Source organism: Clostridium sp. BNL1100 (genome assembly GCF_000244875.1).
Classification (GTDB): Bacteria; Bacillota; Clostridia; order Acetivibrionales; family DSM-1351; genus Ruminiclostridium.
The window spans coordinates 2,337,558-2,354,482 of sequence record NC_016791.1; the positions used below are offsets into that span (position 1 = coordinate 2,337,558).

Sequence of the window (16,925 nt, forward strand, 5' to 3'; positions counted from 1 at the left end):
TTTATCCTCCATGTATTAATGTACCTGATGTAAACAACCATCAGGCACATTGGTAAATTTAATATAATTGTTTTTATAAAGAGTGTTAGCCCCTGCAACCCCCGCCGCAGCTCTTGCATTTATCATCTGAGCATTCTGACTCTCCGGTTATTGAGTATATTAAAATATCATTTACCTTCTTCATCAAAGCTTCAAGATTTGCCTTGGCTGTCAGATAATCAAAAGTAACGGAGTATGAATTGATTTCAAGCTGTTTTGCAAGCAATTTTTCCTTTGTTTCTTCTATTGCCTGTGTTTCAGCTCCACCTTTTGTAAGCTTAACCATTTCTATCTGGAGCTGTTTGTATTCACTCATGAGTGTTGCTGATTTATCATCAGATTTCATAGCAGCTTCTGTAGTGTTATATTGTTGCATCTCCGGGGAATTTGCCAGCAGTTTCCCTAATTCTCTTGCTTTTTCTATAATGTCCATTTTAATTACCTCACCATTTATATATTTATTATTTATTTAAATTAATCAAACCTGATCTTCAGCAATTCTTCCTAATAGAGACCAAGTTTGTATTTCATCTATTTCAACTTTTACAAGCTTTCCTACCATATCAGGTTTTCCTTTGAAATTTACTATCTTATTTTCTCTGGTCCTTCCTGTGTAGGTGGTTTTGCTGCTTTTGCTTAGTCCCTCTACCAATACTTCCATTTCCTTGCCAAGAAGCTCATCATTTATTTCTTTACTGATTTTATTTTGAAGCTCTAAAAGCTTGTCGAACCTTTGCTTTTTAACACTTTCAGGTACCTGCTCCGGATTTTTTGCAGCAGGCGTACCTGTTCTCTTTGAATAAAGAAAGGTATAAGCCATATCAAACCTTGCTTTGGCAACAACATCAAGCGTTTCATTGAAGTCTTCTTCCGTTTCGCCGGGAAAACCAACAATTATATCAGTAGATAATGCAATACCCGGAATGTTGCTTTTAACCTTTTCAATAAGTTCAAGATACTGCTCCTTATTGTACTTCCTGTTCATTTCATCCAGTACTTTAGAACTTCCTGCCTGTACCGGCAAATGCAAATGCTCACATACTTTCTCACAATCCCTCATTGCATATATTAATTCATCCGACAAGTCCTTGGGATGAGAAGTCATAAACCTGATTCTCTCAATACCCTTTATCTTGTTCAATTCTCTTAGCAGTCCTGCAAATGTTAAGTCTCCTTCAAGGTCTTTACCATATGAATTTACATTCTGGCCTAACAGGGTTATTTCTTTACAGCCGTCTACAGCCAGTTTTTCAACCTCATTTTTTATTTCTTCCAAGCTTCTGCTGCGTTCCCTGCCCCTGACATACGGAACAATACAATAGGAACAGAAATTGTTGCAGCCATACATTACGGTGACCCATGCCTTTATATTATCTTTTCTTGATATGGGCATGTTTTCTGCTATTGACCCCGTGGAATCCCACACATCAATAACCGTACTTTTTGTCGTAATTGCCGTATTAAGCAATTCCGGAAATTTATACAGGTTATGAGTTCCAAATATTATGTCTACGTGTTTGTATGTCTTTTTAATATGCTCAACAACTTCCTTCTGCTGCATCATACATCCGCATATGGCGATCACAAGGTTTGGGTTTGTCTCCTTTAGCTTCTTTAAAGCACCAAGATGGCCAAATACCTTTTGTTCTGCGTTTTCACGAACACAGCAGGTGTTGAATATTATAAGATCGCTATCCTTTCTTTCTGAACATTCGGAATAGCCCATTTCAGAAAGCATCCCGGAGAGTCGCTCGGAATCGTTTTCATTCATCTGGCAACCAAAGGTTTCAATATTGTACCTTACAGGCTTTCCCAAACTGGATATAATACCCTGATTATATTGCTTCATTATTTCTATATATTTGTACTGCTGATTGATTTCTTCAGCAGATACTTTTGTGGTAATTCTTTTGCCCTCGCTCAAATAAATTCCTCCATTGATATAAGCCATGTATATTTTTATACAAAAGTTATTATAACATAATTTTATTAAATAAATATATAATTGTATTTTTCCTCTATAATATCTCTGCCGCCGAGGTTAACAGATGTAAACATATTTGTACTTTTGAAACCGAATTTCCTGTAGAATCCTTTTGCACGTTCGTTATCCTTTATAACCCACAAATAGCAATCTTCAAAGCCTTGCTGTTTAAGTCTTTCAACTGCATACTTTGTCAGCTCATAACCTTGTTTTGATTGCCAGTATTCAGGTAGGACATAAAGTGAAATTATCTCACCTGAATTACAGTTATAACAGTTACCTGTATAGGTACTGTCAGAAGTATCTGAATTTGGCATGGTACAGGTTTGACCAACTCGCCCTTTGCCAAAGGTTATACAGCCGGTAATTCTGTTATCCAGTTCAAATACGGCAGCTTCGTGTATATTTTCAAGTAATTCTCTCTTAAAAATTGGTATCCAACCCTCAACTGTTAAATTATCAAGATACTCCTTTGTGATAAAATCCCTATATGCAGTTTTCCAGGTTATTGAATGAATATAGCTCATCGCCGTTACATCATCTACCGTTGCAAGCCTGATTGTTCTCATATGTTCTCCGTAGAAAAATAAATTCCACCCTATTGTATCAAAGTAGTTTGGTTGTATCAACTAACCTTGGTTTAAAAAGCAATATTTACTTTTGTAGTTATTGTTGTATAATTAATTGTAATAAATTTCCTAATGCGAGGAGTACAAGTATGGAAAAAGACATAATCAAATTTTTCGAAAAAGACAGATTTGCTCATTTTGTTGGAATTGAATTAACTAAAGTAGGAATGGGCTATGCCGAAACGAGTCTTGATTTATCTGAAAAACATTTAAACGGATTGGATGTTGTTCAAGGTGGAGTTATATTTACTCTTGCGGACTTTGCCTTTGCAGCGGCAACGAACTCTAACGGATCAGCCACTGTAGGAATTAATTCTAATATTACATATTTTAAAGCCCCTAAGGGTAATAGAATTACTGCTGTGGCCAGAGAAACATCCGCAGGGAAAAAAATCTGCGGATGCGATGTAGATGTATTTGACGAAGACGGCACCCTTATAGCTAAATTCAGCGGAACAGGCTACAGAAAAGGCTTGAAAATAGATTTTGCCACAGGAATACTTACGAAAATTAAGTAATTATTTGGGTATTATTGTACCGGGTTGAATTCTTGGGTTTAAATAGTCGTAGGGGTTGGTGCTTATTATTCTTTGAACCTGATAATCGGAATTGCCATAACGGGATACTTGCACTTGTACCCCGTCAATATTCATTTCACTATAGTCAAGACTATTTTCCGCATTATCCTTGGGGCTGCTTCCCATTACCACATTGTGGTCATAAATAGTATAAAGAATCATTGAAGCCTCCCTCCCTGCTGCTGCAAAGAATTTTCCTTTCGTCTGATTTCAATAAGCTCATTGAGTTTCTTTATTGCGTCAGATAACCCACCTACCTGATCAATTAAGCCCGATTGTGTCGCTTCTTCTCCAAACAGTACTGTACCGACATCATTTGCCAGTTCACCGGTTTTCAGCATAAGTTCTCGAAATTTCTCTCTTTTTATCCTCGAATGGGAACACACGAAATTTACTACTCTTTCCTGCATTTTATCAAAGTATTCATAGGTCTGCGGTACACCTATCACCAGCCCGTTCATCCTGATAGGATGTATTGTCATCGTTGCAGAACTGGCAATAAAAGAGTGGTTTGCAGATACTGCCATTGGGACACCAATACTATGCCCACCTCCCAGAACCAGTGAAACCGTCGGTTTTGATAAACTCGATACCATCTCTGATATGGCAAGTCCTGCTTCCACATCACCTCCCACAGTATTAAGAACCAAGAGAAGACCTTCTATCTGTTTGCTTTCTTCAATGGCTACCAACTGGGGAATTATATGCTCATATTTTGTAGTTTTATTATGTGGTGGCAATAATATATGTCCTTCTATCTGCCCTATAATTGTGAGACAGTGAATATTACTCTCTTCTTTAGGAATTTCAGGTGTTCCCAGCTCTTTTATCTGCTGAAGTTCAGCAGCTTGTTTACTCTGTTCTGCCGGTTGTGTTTCTGTCCCTTCATTATTTTGATAGTTTTTATTATTCACGGTTTATACCTCAGTTTTTATAAATTTTGTCCTTCTTATTATCTATTTATTTTTAGAAAAAATACGTAATTCGGAGGAAGATAAGAATTGCCAACTTTAATCAGGTTATATTATCCCGACGAAAATTGGCAAAATTGTATTTTAGTTCTTATGTATTAATATTGGCTGAATCTGATTGTTTTTTAAAGCTTCAACAACAGTAGGTACAATTTTATCGAAATCAGCAACCAATGAAGTACATTTCTTTATGGGATCATCCTGACCGAACGGAACCATGTATACGTTTTTGGTATTTAGCAGTATACCGAGATTTTTTGCATTTGCACTCAACCCATCGTTGGTTGAAATTGCAATTACAACGGGCCTTGCATTTCTCAGATGTGCTTTGCAAGCCATTGTAACCGAGCTGTCGGTAACAGCATTGGCAATTTTGGCAATTGTATTTCCCGTGCATGGGGCTATTACAAGTATATCCAATATCGCTTTAGGTCCGATTGGCTCAGCTTCTATAATTGTGCTTATCGGAGTTTTTCCTGTAATTTGTTTTAATTTGGCTTTCAAGTCTTCAGCAGTTCCAAAACGAGTATCAAAATCATTAACAGCTTGTGAAATTATCGGAATAACTTCGGCACCCTCATTTATCAAATTTTCTATTTGCGGGACTGTTTTATTAAAGGTACAAAAGGAACCTGTTAATGCATACCCGATTTTAATTCCTTCCAGTAACATGTTTATACCCCCAACTCTTCAATAATGTTATATGTAGTATCTTTAATAAATCCTGCTGCTGTTACAGGGGCAACTTTTCCCGGAAGTGATAGAGCCCAGATAGCTTTTAGTCCAAGTTCTTTAGCCCTGCTGAAATCAACTCCTCCAGGCTTTGATGCAAGGTCTATTATAAGACATTCGGGATTCAATAATTTTAAAAGCTCATAATTAAGCACCATGGATGGAATAGTATTGAAGATAACATCTGCATTTTTCACAACCTGAGATAAATTACTCAGTATAACAGGACTGTACCCTAAACTCTTTATCCAAGCCAAATCAGCATACTTACGTGCTTCTACATAAACATTGGAACCTATACCATGCAGCATCTTTGCAAGAATTTTGCCTATTCTTCCGTATCCCAAAATCAGCGAATTGCAGTTATGTAAAGTTATCGGCATTTCTTCCATTGCAATTTGAATAGCACCCTCAGCGGTGGGTATTGCGTTTAAAACCGCCATTTCCTCTCTCTCTAGCAAGTCGACCGTATAAACATTACATACTTGCGCCAAGTGGGCTATTTTATCACCTATTCTTCCCGCGAGGAAAAGTTGATTTTTATTCATTGCTTTAAATAACTCATTCATATGAATACTCTCATTATGAAAAGGAGCATTTATAAATTCGTTATCATTTGAACAAGGTATGGGTCCGATTATTACATCTGAGTCTACTACAGCCTCGGCTAATGTTTTGCTTTGCTCCAGTTTTATTTCAAAACCTGCCGTTGTAAAACCATATATATTAACGGAATTACCATCTTGTGCAATTAATTCTGCCAACTTTACACTTCTTAAATCTCCCCCTATTATGCTATACCTTTTACCGCTCACCATAAGCCCTCCCCCACAGCCGAAGAATAAACTAATTATGACGACTAGTATATCTTATGAAACAAACATATACCGAGTGCCTGTACCAAATACACTAATTCTGATATTTAAGCATAACAAAACAGACCGATGGTTTGAGGCCATCGGTCCGTTTTGTTATTGAATTTTATATCTTGTTTTTAATATTCCCAACTGCTGAAATACTCATTTTTTGAAAATCAAAGACCCTTTTAATCATTTCATCAACACTGTCCATATTGACTCTGTCAATTTTTTGCAGTATTTCTTCTGGAGTGTTTATTTTACCAAGCATAAGTTCAGATTTTCCTATACTGTTCATCCTGCTGCTGGTACTTTCCAACCCCAAAATGTAATTGCCCTTTAGCTGTTCTTTTGTCTTAGCCAATTCATCCTTTGTTATGCCATCTTTTATTATGAGATTCAATTCTGTTTTTGTTAAATCAATTACTGTCTGGAGGTGCTCCGGATTCATTCCTGCATATATTACAAAAAGACCTGATCCCTGATAAGTAGATGGGTATGAATAAATGGAATAAACAAGTCCTCTTTTTTCTCTTATGTTTTGAAACAGGCGAGAACTCATTCCGCCTCCCAGTATGTTATTTAGAGATAATAAGGAATATAGCTTTTCGTTCCCGTGTTCAATACCTTCAAAGCCCATACATAAGTGAACCTGTTCTGTGTCCTTTTCACGTACAATTTTATTAACCTTGTACTGTGCAGAAGAAAATTTATTACTGAAGGTTTTTCCGAATTTCCAATCCTGAAAATACTTATTAACAAGTTCAATAAGCTTTGCTTCCTCAAAATTACCTGCAACAGATATTACTGTGTTATAAGGTGTATAAAATTCATTCATGTACTTTAATATCATATCTTTGTCAAACTTGTTGATACACATTTCAGTACCGAGGATTGGATACCCTAATGGATTTCCGTCCCAAACCATTTCTGAAAAAATATCATGCACCAATTCCTCAGGAGTATCCTCGTACATACCTATTTCTTCAATTACAACACGCTTTTCTACGTTAATATCATCACTGGCAAATGAGGAGTTAAAAAACATGTCAGACAACACATCCACGGCAATATCAAGATGAGTATCCAGTGTTTTTGTATAATAACATGTACATTCTTTACCGGTAAATGCGTTTATCTGTCCACCAATGGCATCTATACATTCAGCAATATCCTTTGCCGACCTTTTAGAAGTACCTTTAAAAAGCATATGCTCAATAAAATGGGATATACCGTTATTTTCTGAAGTTTCATTTCTGGAACCAGTGCCAACCCAGATACCTACTGAAACTGACCTAACATATGGAATTTTTTCATATACAAGTCTCAACCCGTTACTTAATTGTACTTTTTTGAACATCTAGTCCTCCGATGCATAATCTTTAAAGCCATAAAATTTTTAAATACATAATTGGGCGTAAACCAAAAGTCTACGCCCAAAAAAAACCAAGGATTTATTATTCTTCAGTAGTATTTTCCTCAGCCATAGCATCTTTTCTTGACAAATTGATTCTTCCTTGCTTGTCAATCTCAGTAACTTTTACAAGAATTTCATCACCGATATTAACAACATCTTCAACTTTTTCAACTCTCTTTTTATCAAGCTTTGAAATGTGAACCAAACCGTCTTTACCCGGTAATATTTCAACAAAAGCACCGAAAGTTGTTATTCTTACAACTTTACCGAGGTATACCTCACCCGGTTCGATATCCTTTGCTATTCCCTGTATTATTCTAAGAGCCTTTTGTGCTGCTGCACTGTCAGGTGTTAAAATATATACTCTGCCGTCTTCTTCAATGTCAATCTTTACACCTGTTTCAGCGATTATCTTGTTAATCATCTTTCCGCCTGGTCCAATGACATCACGAATTTTTTCAGGATCTATATTGGTAGTTATTATTTTCGGTGCATATTCTGAAAGCTCTTTTCTTGGTTGTGGTATAGCCTTCAACATTACATCGTTAATAATCTGCAAACGACCTTTTCTTGTTAATTCAAATGCCTGACGAATGATCTCATAATTAAGACCGTCAACCTTTATATCCATCTGGATAGCAGTAATACCTTCTGTAGTTCCTGCAACCTTAAAGTCCATATCTCCAAAGAAGTCTTCTATACCCTGAATATCCATAAAGGTTATAAAATTGTCAGGGTTCTCTTCATCTATAACCAAACCTGCTGAAATACCGGCTACAGGCGCCTTGATAGGAACTCCGGCATCCATGAGTGCCAAAGTACTACCGCATACGCTACCCTGTGAGGTTGAACCGTTTGACATCAATACTTCTGATACAAGCCTGAATGCATATGGGAATTCAGTTTCTGATGGAATTACAGGAACAAGTGACCTTTCAGCCAAAGCACCGTGTCCAATTTCTCTTCTTCCTGGACCTCTTGAAGTCTTTGCTTCACCTACACTATATCCGGGGAAGTTGTAGTGATGCATATATCTCTTGGTTTCTTCGGTATCAATTCCATCCAGCATCTGGACATCACCCATTGCACCTAATGTTACAGTAGTAAGAACCTGAGTCTGTCCTCTTTGGAAAAGACCGGAGCCATGTGTTCTCGGCAGTATACCAACTTCTGCGGAAAGAGCTCTTATCTCGTCCAGACGTCTACCGTCAACACGCTTACCTTCCTTTAATATATATTCACGTACTACTTTCTTTTCAAGCTTATATATAGCATCATTTATCTTGCTTTCCATTTCAGGAAATTGTTCAGCCAAGGCTGCCTGAGTTTCTTCTGTTAATTCTGAAACCTTGGCATCTCTATCCTGCTTGTCCGTTGCCAGAACTGCAATACGCATTTTATCGTATGCAAATGCTTTAACAGCTGCAAATAGGTCCGCAGGAACATCTGCTGATTCATAAGTAAATTTGGGTTTACCAATCTCTTTTACTATTCCATTAATAAAGTCGCAAATCTTCTTTATCTCTTCGTGACCCTTTTTAATGGCATCCAACATAACATCGTCAGGAACTATGTCTGCCCCTGCTTCAATCATTGTTATCTTTTCCTTTGTTCCGGCAAGTGTAACGTACATCTTACTTTTTGCACGCTGTTCTTCATTTGGGTTTATAATTACTTCGCCATCTATCAAACCGAGAACAACTCCGCCGATAGGCCCGTTAAACGGAATATCCGAAATACTTATTGCAACGGAAGCGCCTATCATTGCAGCTATCTCAGGTGAATTATCCTGTTCCACCGACATTACTGTATTTACAACAGCTACATCATTTCTCAAATCCTTAGGGAAAAGAGGTCTGATAGGTCTGTCTATAACTCTTGAAGTCAATATTGCTTTTTCAGAAGGCTTTCCTTCTCTCTTGATAAATCCGCCGGGAATCTTTCCTACTGCATATAATCTTTCTTCATAATCAACACTAAGTGGGAAGAAATCAATTCCATCTCTTGGTGCGGCTGAGGCGGTTGCAGAAGACATTATTACAGTATCTCCATATCTTATTAACGCTGACCCATTGGCCAATTGAGCAAGTTTTCCTGTTTCAACTGTTAGTGTTCTGCCTGCAAGTTCCATGCTAAATGTTTTAAACATATAAGTCCTCCTAAGTTTTTAATAGTTTTACATATGCTATTTTAAAACTATAGACTGTAGCATGTAGATTCTACGTCAAAGTGATTTTTGACGCACAATCTACCTTCTACCGTCTATAGCCATATGTGCTTTATTAGTATTATTTCATATTTCGCACAACTTATTTCCTATATATTATGCTTAAATATTTCCACAATAAATATGTACTCTGAATGCATATAAAAGCAGGCAGGCGGTTAGCCTGCCTGCTTTTATATGATTATTTTCTTAGACCAAGTTTTTCAATAATTGCACGGTATCTTTCGATATCATTCTTTTTAAGATAATTTAACAAGCTTCTTCTTGCACCAACCATTTTAAGAAGTCCTCTTCCTGAATGGTAATCCTTTTTATGAACCTTTAAGTGATCATTAAGGTGGTTGATTCTCTCTGTAAGAATAGCAACCTGAACTTCCGGTGAACCAGTATCACCTTCATGCAACTGATACTTAGCAATTATTTCTTGCTTTACATCTTTAACCATGTTTTTAATACCTCCAAAAATTTTGTTGAATCGCCATAAACCAGGTAATTGGATGGAGTAACCCAAAAACGTAGTTAATGGTTAGAAATTTCATACCTATGTATTTTAGCACAATTCATAAATATTTACAATGATTAATTTATGTATATCATAAAGGTGGATACCTTATATCACTTTATTTTAACTTGTTCTATTTTCTTAATTATGGTAATATATGTGATAATTTAGAAAAGTAAACTAACAATTATTACCAAGGGGTTTCTATGAAGGTTTTCTTAGAGGTAATAAAGCATATTTACCTTAGCTAACTTCTGAACCTTTGAAATATAAATCAGGCATAAAGAATTTCTGGCTTACTCCGATTATCTTTGTGCCTGATTTTTTACTGAGACATATCTAAATTAAACATGTATTTCCTATAAATAAATAATTTTCTAGAAATTATGGATTATATTTACTTATTCTTATATACTTAATATGTTCTATATTTTATCGCAAGGAGATGGTTTATATTAATAATAATTCTGCTCTATTAAAAAAAATTGCCGATAATGTTGAAAATGTAATTGTAGGAAAAAGAAATGCTATTGAATTAGCAATAATCGCACTTATTAGTAATGGACACGTTCTTTTAGAGGATGTCCCCGGCGTAGGTAAAACGAGCCTAGTTTCAGCCTTGGCCAAATCCATTTCGGCATCTTTTAAGAGAATCCAGTTTACCCCTGATGTTCTTCCCTCCGATATAACAGGTTTTTCAATATTTAATCAGAAAACAGGAGAATTCGAATTCAGGCCCGGAACTGCTATGTGCCAGATTCTTCTTGCCGATGAAATTAACAGAACCTCACCCAAAACTCAGTCCAGCTTGCTGGAAATAATGGAAGAGAACCAAGTCACTGTTGACGGCACTACATATAAGCTTCCAAAGCCATTTATGGTTCTGGCAACTCAAAATCCCATTGAATATATTGGTACATACCCTCTTCCTGAGGCACAGATGGACAGGTTCTTTATAAAAATATCTCTTGGATACCCTCAGCAAGGTGAAGAAGTTTACATTGTATCTAGATTTTTAGAAGATAATCCATTGGAAACTCTTGAAGCAGTTGCAACCAGTGACGATATTCTACAAATTCAAAAAGATGTAAAACAGGTTTACATAGATAAAACCTTGAAAAATTATGTCATTGATATTGTAAGTATGACAAGAAAGAACCAGTATATTGCCCTTGGTGCAAGTCCGAGAGGTTCAATTGCAGTATGTCGTGCGGCACAGGCATGGGCATATTTCAACGGCAGAGATTATGTGATCCCGGAAGATATAAAAAAGATGCTTTTGCCTACACTTTCACACAGACTTGTTTTAAAGCAGGAAGCTAAACTCAAAAAAATGTCTTCCTCTGACATATTAACTTCAATAATTGACAAGGTATACATACCTATGGTAGATAACTATGAGAAAAAGTAGAATTACCTTTATATTTTTATTTATATTGTCAATAATATTTTTATATAATTTCGGTGGTTTTGTATCCTTCTTCTTTTTCAACACCTTTGTTGCCTTATTGATCTTATCTCTTGCATATACCATATTTGTCTTTGTAAGAATCAAATTTATACAGGAAATAGATAAAAGGGTTATTGTTAAAGGAGAGAACGTAAGGCTTGTTGTAAAGATTTCAAACGAGGATATTTTAGTGTACCCTTATGTTTTTGCAACCTTTTTTAGTTCGCATTCCTCGTTTAAAGGCAAAAATTCTTCACAAAGTTTGTCCATTAGCCCCAAGTCCGGTAAGGAATTTATCTTTGATATGGAATGTAAATTCAGAGGTGAGTATGACGTGGGTCTAAGTGAAATCTATATTGAAGATTTTCTAGGTTTAATAAAGTTAAAGTATAAAATACCTGAACCGAAAAAAATTATTGTTTACCCTAAAATTGAGCATCTTGCAAATTTCAATATCCTGTCTTCGGGAAGTTCCGATTCTCAAAGCACTGAAAACGGCATACAGGATAATATAAATAATATTAAAGATATACGTGAATACATTGCCGGAGACAGTTTCAGAAAGATACACTGGAAGCTTACAGCAAGAAATGAGAAACTTATGGTTAAAAACTATGAGGGTACTACAGATGCAAACGTTAATATACTTCTTGACCTAAGGAAAAATGTCTATAATGACGAAGAAAATATTATAATTGAAGATAAGCTGATTGAAGCGGCTATTGCCGTACTGTATTTTTATTTGTCCAAAGGAGTTTCTGTCAATTATGTATACTTCAATAAAAAACTTGAGGTGTTTAAGGCCTCTAATATGATGGAGTTCGAACAAATCTACAAATTATTATCATGTATTAACTTTGATCAGCAGGTACCGATGCCCGATATTCTGAGGCTCCATTCGGAATCCTGTTCAAATTCATCGGATATGATTATTTTTACCAGTATATTGGATATCGATTTGTATAATGAAATGTACAAATCACAGATGGCGAACCATACTGTCACTCTTATTTATGTATCACCGGACAATTCCGGAAATGTTAAATCCGGCATCATCGAAGATATAATGGAAAATCTCCCCGAAATCGGTATTAAGGCATATTCCATACATCCTGACGATGATATTAAAATCTTACTTGGAGGTTCGGACTGATGGTACGTGAGAATAAATACGGTGTATTTGTTAACTTAATATTAGTAATCCTTTTATCCTTGTCTGTTTGTCAGACCCTGTACACATCTCTTTTTATGACATATAGATGGAACATAAACATATTTCTTTACGTAATACCACTAACTTTTGTTTTTTATCTAGCACTTAAAAATAAAGTTACCTGTATAGTATCCGGTGTTTTATTGTTTCTATTTGCAGGTTTTGTTTTTGTTATTATTTATCTTTCAAACAGCTTTAGTTCCTACTCCATTTGGCTGATTGATACAATGCAGGGATACATTAACGAACCTAACTCGCGCTATCAAGCAATAACCTTGTTTTTTATAGCCTTTATTGTTACTCTTATGGTATATATCTTTGCCGTAAAACTATATAATATCTACTTAGTCAGCTTTGTAACCTTCAGCTTGTTCTTCGGTCAGGCCTATGCCAATATTTTTGTAAGTAAACCGGCTTTTGTACTTTTCTTATTTTCATTTCTGCTATATTACTTTTTTTACATATTGAAAGGAAGGACCGAGGAAAAATCTTACGACCCGGGTAACAGACTAAAATATCTGCTGTATATAATTCCTGTCTGCATTGCCGTTTTAGTTATTAGTTTTAGCTTTCCAATAGGGACTAAAAGAATTTCTTGGTCATGGCTTGACCATAAGTTGGATAATGCCATTGAGAGCTTTTCACAAAAAAATACCTCCTCTTTTGATTTCTTTTCTTTAAACGCTACAGGATTTGGAAGCAATGATATTCTGGGGGGTAATATCAGTCCTGACAAAACTCATGTTATGGATGTAAAATCAGAGTATTATAATCTATATCTAAAAGCATCTTCAAAAGCATATTATAATGGTCACGGATGGTATGACACTGATCCTGTTTTTAACCCTGTCTATGGAAACGCAGTGGTTGCTTTAAATAATATAAACATGGATGCTAATCAGCTTGAAGTAGGAGCTCTGATAAACAACTCAAGTTCTAAAGACGAATTGTATAAAAGTTCAAAAATAGAGGTCAAATTTAAAAATTTGAAAACCAAATCACTATTCATTCCTCCAAAAACCTTTCAGATAACACCAAAAAAAGAACTGGGATTATTTACAGACAGAGCCGGAATGATTTCTGCCGAGAAACCTCAAAACAGCAATTTTGAATATATTGTCAATTTTGATTATATGTTTTTGAATAGTGACAAATTCAAAGACAGATTAAGAAAAAGCTACAAAGGATATTGGATGGATAACATAAACGAATATGAAAAAAATCAATACAAACTTATATTTAATATCGACATAGACAACCTGTCGGTTGAAAACAAACAAATCATCGACAGTGTAAACATATTCAGTGTCCTTCAGGAGCAATTACGTGATATTTATTCAAAATACGTTTCATTGCCAAGTACAGTAACTCAAAGAGTTCGGGATCTGGCCGAGAATATAACTATAAATCAAGGCAATAACTATGATAAGGCAAAGGCTATAGAAACTTATCTGGCTACAAACTATCCTTATACGTTAAAGCCGGGTAAACCGCCTTTGAAAAAGGACTTTGTTGACTATTTCCTTTTTGAAGGCAAGAAAGGATATTGTACATATTATGCAACCGCAATGACTGTGATGCTAAGGTGCTTAGGGATACCAGCCCGTTATGTTGAAGGTTATATTTTGCCTCCGGACAATAGAAACGGTGTTTTTAAGGTTACAAACCAGCAGGCTCACGCATGGGTTGAAGCATATTTTGAGGGATTCGGATGGATTCCCTTTGAACCTACCTCCCCATTTGTTGCAGCAATGTATCAGGATAACCACATAAGACCTGTTATTGCCAGTAATATGACCGGTCAGTATTATGATGAGTATCGGAGAATGATGGAGAAATATCAAAGAGAAGGTCAAAATCATTCTATCGATCTTTCCGGTAATTTCCCCATCGGCAGTAAGGATACCAATACAACCCGTGTAGCTTTTATTATAGCTATTTCATTGATTTCATTAATTCTGCTGTCTTTATTGTTCGTCGTTTTATTTAACAGAATAAGATTTTACTATCTGTTAGGTAAAATAAGAAAGCAAAATTCTAATGATGCAGTTCTGACCGGCTACAAATATATTATTAAGCTGTTTAAAATGCAAAATGTTACTATTTCAGCAGGAGAAACACCTTTTCAGTTTGGAATCAGAGTTGAGAAACTAATGGATTTTAAAGGGTACAGTTTTAATAAATACGATTTTAATATAATAACAGAATATTATGTCAAGGCTAGATACAGCAGGGACACCCTTCCTGACGAAGCAAAACAGGATATGATTAACTTTATTGAAACTGTATTAAAGCTAACTTCTGACAAAGTAAGCAAAGTCAAATTTAATTTTTATAAATATTTTCTTGGTAAAGTATAATAGTTTTCAAAAAGGCTGAAATCATTGATTCTCAGCCTTTTTTGACTTCTTTATAAAAGACAGCTTTGTTTCAGAAATGACAACTGCAATAAATATAAGCAGAAAACCCCAGGCCAGTCTGACTGTCAACTGCTCACCATAAAAAATAATTGAAAACATTATACCGAATACTGATTCAAGGCTCAATATGATTGCAGCAGCAGAAGGATGGGTGTACTTTTGTCCAATATTCTGGAACAGCAGAGCTACTGCAGTAGCAAAAACAGCCAAATACAGAATACCCGCAACATTTTGTATACTTACTTCTGTCGGAATATGTTCTGTGGTAAGACCTGTTACCCAAGAAAAAACAGCAGCAAATCCGAACTGGATTATGGTAAGTACTATAGGGTCCTTCCCTTTACCCAGTTTTGCAACAGCCACAAGGTGAGCAGCATATATAAAACCGCCAAGCAAAGTAAAAGCGTCGCCAATTCCTATAGTAAAGCTTCCTGTAAGAGAAACCAGTCCAATACCTGTAAGGCAGATAACTGCGGCTGAGTAATTGTATATGTCCGGCTTTGACTTATCAACAAGCCAGAATAAGAACGGTACGATTACACAATAAATTGCAGTCAGAAACGCATTTTTACCGGGTGTAGTATTTGTTATACCAATAGTTTGAGTACTATACCCCAAAAACAAAAAAAGGCCAATGACTCCACCTTTCCAAAGGTATTCAAAAGTTATATTCTTAAGCCTTCTGTAAAATATCACACCAAGCAGAATACAAGCTATAGTAAATCGGAACCCCAAAAGAATATGCGGTGGAAATACGTCAACGGTATCCTTCATTATAAAAAATGAACTCCCCCATATAAATGCAGCACAAAAAAGCGCCAGCTTTGGCATAAATGATTTCATATGTAAGCTGCTAATTTTAAATCAATCCTTTCAGATAACTGTTATGTAAAGTTTTTTAATTCAAAGATTTATGTATACTAAAGATACCTTCCTATTCTAACATTAAAATATTTAAAATAGAAGATATTTATATAGAGATTAGTTTTAATCTTCATTGTTATCAGGATTAGTATCATATCCCTTGCTGTCAAGATACCTTAATCCTAAAATGTATGTTATAAGTGCTATGTATCCCCCTATCATACCTAACAATATAATGGCCGGAGCAGAATCAGTATTTATAACCAAGCAAAGTAATAAACTCAAAAATCCGCCCAGAAAAGGCCATGTCCACATATAGAGTTTAAAGTCTCTGAAGTTCATATATTTATCCTCTTTCTTTTAATCGTGTAATATTTTACATTATATTACATAATTATGATAAAGACAAATATAAAACAGGTTTCAAAAGAACATAAAAATAGAGTTGCTGCACATTTGCAACAAACTCTATCTAGTAATTTGTATAATTACATTTTCATCATAAATAATGATGGGTCAAGCATACCAAATATCATTGCAATATGGGCTACTACAAGGAATATTCCGACGAAAATTGAGTGTAGCTTGAGTTTTCCCACTTCGTTTCTTTTTCTGCCTATAATGTTCATATCCAACAAAGCCATTCCCAGCAGAGGAACTATTCCCAAAAGATAAAAGCCTACTGCTACCACATCTCCAAAGCCTCTCCACTCTCCGTTTGCGGTTAACGGAATTACTGCATTGAAAAGCAGGTATAAAAATACACCTGTAAAATAAAGGCCTGCAAAAATACTTGTTATCTTATTCAGCTTTCTCAGACCGCCTGATAAATTTCTAGTAAAGAGTATTGCTAGCTCTGTTACAGCTATGGTTTCAGCACATATAACCGGTATTGCCATAAAGAGTATAAGGTTCCATGGCTGGTTTGATGCCAAAAGTTCCATATAATGAGTCATCATGTTCTCCATTGTTTTACCTCCGTAAAAATTTGATTAATTACTTCCCCCATATAATAATAAATTTATATGAAGGTTTTATGGAG

Annotated in this window: 17 protein-coding genes; 4 read left to right on the forward strand and 13 right to left on the reverse strand. The window is 35.6% G+C overall.

Annotated elements, in window-relative coordinates; genetic code table 11:
* Nucleotides 1-85: 85 nt before the first annotated feature.
* The 3 genes from CLO1100_RS09685 to CLO1100_RS09695 form a co-directional block, all read right to left on the reverse strand.
* Nucleotides 86-472, reverse strand: coding sequence for a YlbF family regulator (locus CLO1100_RS09685; RefSeq protein ID WP_014313575.1), 387 nt, complete (start codon nucleotides 470-472; stop codon nucleotides 86-88).
* 45 nt (nucleotides 473-517) lie between these two features.
* Nucleotides 518-1,888 carry a tRNA (N6-isopentenyl adenosine(37)-C2)-methylthiotransferase MiaB gene (gene miaB / locus CLO1100_RS09690; protein ID WP_347456372.1) on the reverse strand — a complete coding sequence of 457 codons (1,371 nt, stop codon included), beginning with the start codon at nucleotides 1,886-1,888 and terminating at the stop codon, nucleotides 518-520.
* A gap of 140 nt (nucleotides 1,889-2,028) precedes the next feature.
* A complete protein-coding gene (locus CLO1100_RS09695; RefSeq protein WP_014313577.1) occupies nucleotides 2,029-2,592 on the reverse strand; it encodes a GNAT family N-acetyltransferase in 564 nt (187 codons plus the stop codon).
* Nucleotides 2,593-2,741: 149 nt separating this feature from the next.
* Here CLO1100_RS09695 and CLO1100_RS09700 point away from each other — a divergent pair, with 149 nt between their 5' ends.
* Nucleotides 2,742-3,170 carry a PaaI family thioesterase gene (locus tag CLO1100_RS09700; RefSeq protein WP_014313578.1) on the forward strand — a complete coding sequence of 143 codons (429 nt, stop codon included), beginning with the start codon at nucleotides 2,742-2,744 and terminating at the stop codon, nucleotides 3,168-3,170.
* Here the strand turns inward: CLO1100_RS09700 and CLO1100_RS09705 are convergent, their stop codons facing one another.
* The 7 genes from CLO1100_RS09705 to rpsO all read right to left on the reverse strand — a co-directional run bounded on the left by CLO1100_RS09705 (nucleotide 3,171) and on the right by rpsO (nucleotide 9,879).
* Nucleotides 3,171-3,392: a YlzJ-like family protein gene (locus tag CLO1100_RS09705; protein WP_014313579.1), complete on the reverse strand. Its 222-nt coding sequence runs from the start codon at nucleotides 3,390-3,392 to the stop codon at nucleotides 3,171-3,173.
* Nucleotides 3,389-4,144, reverse strand: coding sequence for an ATP-dependent Clp protease proteolytic subunit (locus tag CLO1100_RS09710; protein ID WP_014313580.1), 756 nt, complete (start codon nucleotides 4,142-4,144; stop codon nucleotides 3,389-3,391). The genes CLO1100_RS09705 and CLO1100_RS09710 overlap by 4 nt, the downstream gene beginning before the upstream one ends.
* A 141-nt stretch (nucleotides 4,145-4,285) precedes the next feature.
* Nucleotides 4,286-4,873 carry a dipicolinate synthase subunit B gene (locus CLO1100_RS09715; RefSeq protein WP_014313581.1) on the reverse strand — a complete coding sequence of 196 codons (588 nt, stop codon included), beginning with the start codon at nucleotides 4,871-4,873 and terminating at the stop codon, nucleotides 4,286-4,288.
* 2 nt (nucleotides 4,874-4,875) lie between these two features.
* On the reverse strand, nucleotides 4,876-5,751 hold the full coding sequence (gene dpsA / locus CLO1100_RS09720; RefSeq protein WP_014313582.1) for a dipicolinate synthase subunit DpsA: 876 nt from the start codon (nucleotides 5,749-5,751) through the stop codon (nucleotides 4,876-4,878).
* Nucleotides 5,752-5,914: 163 nt separating this feature from the next.
* Nucleotides 5,915-7,150, reverse strand: coding sequence for a pitrilysin family protein (locus CLO1100_RS09725; RefSeq protein ID WP_014313583.1), 1,236 nt, complete (start codon nucleotides 7,148-7,150; stop codon nucleotides 5,915-5,917).
* 97 nt (nucleotides 7,151-7,247) lie between these two features.
* Entirely contained in the window at nucleotides 7,248-9,356 is a 2,109-nt protein-coding gene (locus CLO1100_RS09730) for a polyribonucleotide nucleotidyltransferase (protein ID WP_014313584.1), read from the reverse strand.
* A gap of 259 nt (nucleotides 9,357-9,615) precedes the next feature.
* Nucleotides 9,616-9,879 (reverse strand): 30S ribosomal protein S15, encoded by a 264-nt coding sequence (rpsO, locus tag CLO1100_RS09735; RefSeq protein WP_014313585.1) that lies wholly within the window; start codon nucleotides 9,877-9,879, stop codon nucleotides 9,616-9,618.
* 502 nt (nucleotides 9,880-10,381) lie between these two features.
* Here rpsO and CLO1100_RS09740 point away from each other — a divergent pair.
* Genes CLO1100_RS09740 through CLO1100_RS09750 form a run of 3 tightly spaced genes read left to right on the forward strand, consistent with a single transcriptional unit; the run spans nucleotide 10,382 to nucleotide 14,959 of the window.
* Nucleotides 10,382-11,347: a MoxR family ATPase gene (locus CLO1100_RS09740; RefSeq protein WP_014313586.1), complete on the forward strand. Its 966-nt coding sequence runs from the start codon at nucleotides 10,382-10,384 to the stop codon at nucleotides 11,345-11,347.
* On the forward strand, nucleotides 11,334-12,539 hold the full coding sequence (locus CLO1100_RS09745; protein WP_014313587.1) for a DUF58 domain-containing protein: 1,206 nt from the start codon (nucleotides 11,334-11,336) through the stop codon (nucleotides 12,537-12,539). The genes CLO1100_RS09740 and CLO1100_RS09745 overlap by 14 nt, the downstream gene beginning before the upstream one ends.
* The gene (locus tag CLO1100_RS09750) at nucleotides 12,539-14,959 is read left to right on the forward strand and encodes a transglutaminase-like domain-containing protein (protein WP_014313588.1); all 2,421 of its coding nucleotides are present in this window, start codon (nucleotides 12,539-12,541) and stop codon (nucleotides 14,957-14,959) included. Before CLO1100_RS09745 ends, CLO1100_RS09750 begins: the two co-directional genes overlap by 1 nt.
* A 21-nt stretch (nucleotides 14,960-14,980) precedes the next feature.
* Here CLO1100_RS09750 and CLO1100_RS09755 read toward each other — a convergent pair whose 3' ends face one another.
* The 3 genes from CLO1100_RS09755 to CLO1100_RS09765 all read right to left on the reverse strand — a co-directional run bounded on the left by CLO1100_RS09755 (nucleotide 14,981) and on the right by CLO1100_RS09765 (nucleotide 16,851).
* Complete coding sequence (locus CLO1100_RS09755) at nucleotides 14,981-15,862, reverse strand: DMT family transporter (protein ID WP_014313589.1); 882 nt, start codon at nucleotides 15,860-15,862, stop codon at nucleotides 14,981-14,983.
* A gap of 144 nt (nucleotides 15,863-16,006) precedes the next feature.
* Nucleotides 16,007-16,225, reverse strand: a complete 219-nt coding sequence (locus CLO1100_RS09760; protein ID WP_014313590.1) for a hypothetical protein — start codon at nucleotides 16,223-16,225, stop codon at nucleotides 16,007-16,009.
* A 146-nt stretch (nucleotides 16,226-16,371) separates the two neighbouring features.
* On the reverse strand, nucleotides 16,372-16,851 hold the full coding sequence (locus CLO1100_RS09765; protein ID WP_014313591.1) for a DUF6803 family protein: 480 nt from the start codon (nucleotides 16,849-16,851) through the stop codon (nucleotides 16,372-16,374).
* Nucleotides 16,852-16,925 lie beyond the last annotated feature (74 nt).

Excerpts from the sequence above, each read along its gene's own strand:
- CLO1100_RS09725 (WP_014313583.1), bottom strand. The coding sequence starts at position 7,150 with ATGTTCAAAAAAGTACAATTAAGTAACGGGTTGAGACTTGTATATGAA.
- miaB (WP_347456372.1), bottom strand. The coding sequence starts at position 1,888 with ATGAAGCAATATAATCAGGGTATTATATCCAGTTTGGGAAAGCCTGTA.
- rpsO (WP_014313585.1), bottom strand. The coding sequence starts at position 9,879 with ATGGTTAAAGATGTAAAGCAAGAAATAATTGCTAAGTATCAGTTGCAT.
- CLO1100_RS09730 (WP_014313584.1), bottom strand. The coding sequence starts at position 9,356 with ATGTTTAAAACATTTAGCATGGAACTTGCAGGCAGAACACTAACAGTT.
- CLO1100_RS09685 (WP_014313575.1), bottom strand. The coding sequence starts at position 472 with ATGGACATTATAGAAAAAGCAAGAGAATTAGGGAAACTGCTGGCAAAT.
- CLO1100_RS09760 (WP_014313590.1), bottom strand. The coding sequence starts at position 16,225 with ATGAACTTCAGAGACTTTAAACTCTATATGTGGACATGGCCTTTTCTG.
- CLO1100_RS09755 (WP_014313589.1), bottom strand. The coding sequence starts at position 15,862 with ATGAAATCATTTATGCCAAAGCTGGCGCTTTTTTGTGCTGCATTTATA.
- CLO1100_RS09700 (WP_014313578.1), top strand. The coding sequence starts at position 2,742 with ATGGAAAAAGACATAATCAAATTTTTCGAAAAAGACAGATTTGCTCAT.
- CLO1100_RS09705 (WP_014313579.1), bottom strand. The coding sequence starts at position 3,392 with ATGATTCTTTATACTATTTATGACCACAATGTGGTAATGGGAAGCAGC.
- CLO1100_RS09695 (WP_014313577.1), bottom strand. The coding sequence starts at position 2,592 with ATGAGAACAATCAGGCTTGCAACGGTAGATGATGTAACGGCGATGAGC.
- CLO1100_RS09765 (WP_014313591.1), bottom strand. The coding sequence starts at position 16,851 with ATGGAGAACATGATGACTCATTATATGGAACTTTTGGCATCAAACCAG.
- CLO1100_RS09745 (WP_014313587.1), top strand. The coding sequence starts at position 11,334 with ATGAGAAAAAGTAGAATTACCTTTATATTTTTATTTATATTGTCAATA.
- CLO1100_RS09740 (WP_014313586.1), top strand. The coding sequence starts at position 10,382 with ATGGTTTATATTAATAATAATTCTGCTCTATTAAAAAAAATTGCCGAT.
- CLO1100_RS09750 (WP_014313588.1), top strand. The coding sequence starts at position 12,539 with ATGGTACGTGAGAATAAATACGGTGTATTTGTTAACTTAATATTAGTA.
- CLO1100_RS09715 (WP_014313581.1), bottom strand. The coding sequence starts at position 4,873 with ATGTTACTGGAAGGAATTAAAATCGGGTATGCATTAACAGGTTCCTTT.
- dpsA (WP_014313582.1), bottom strand. The coding sequence starts at position 5,751 with ATGGTGAGCGGTAAAAGGTATAGCATAATAGGGGGAGATTTAAGAAGT.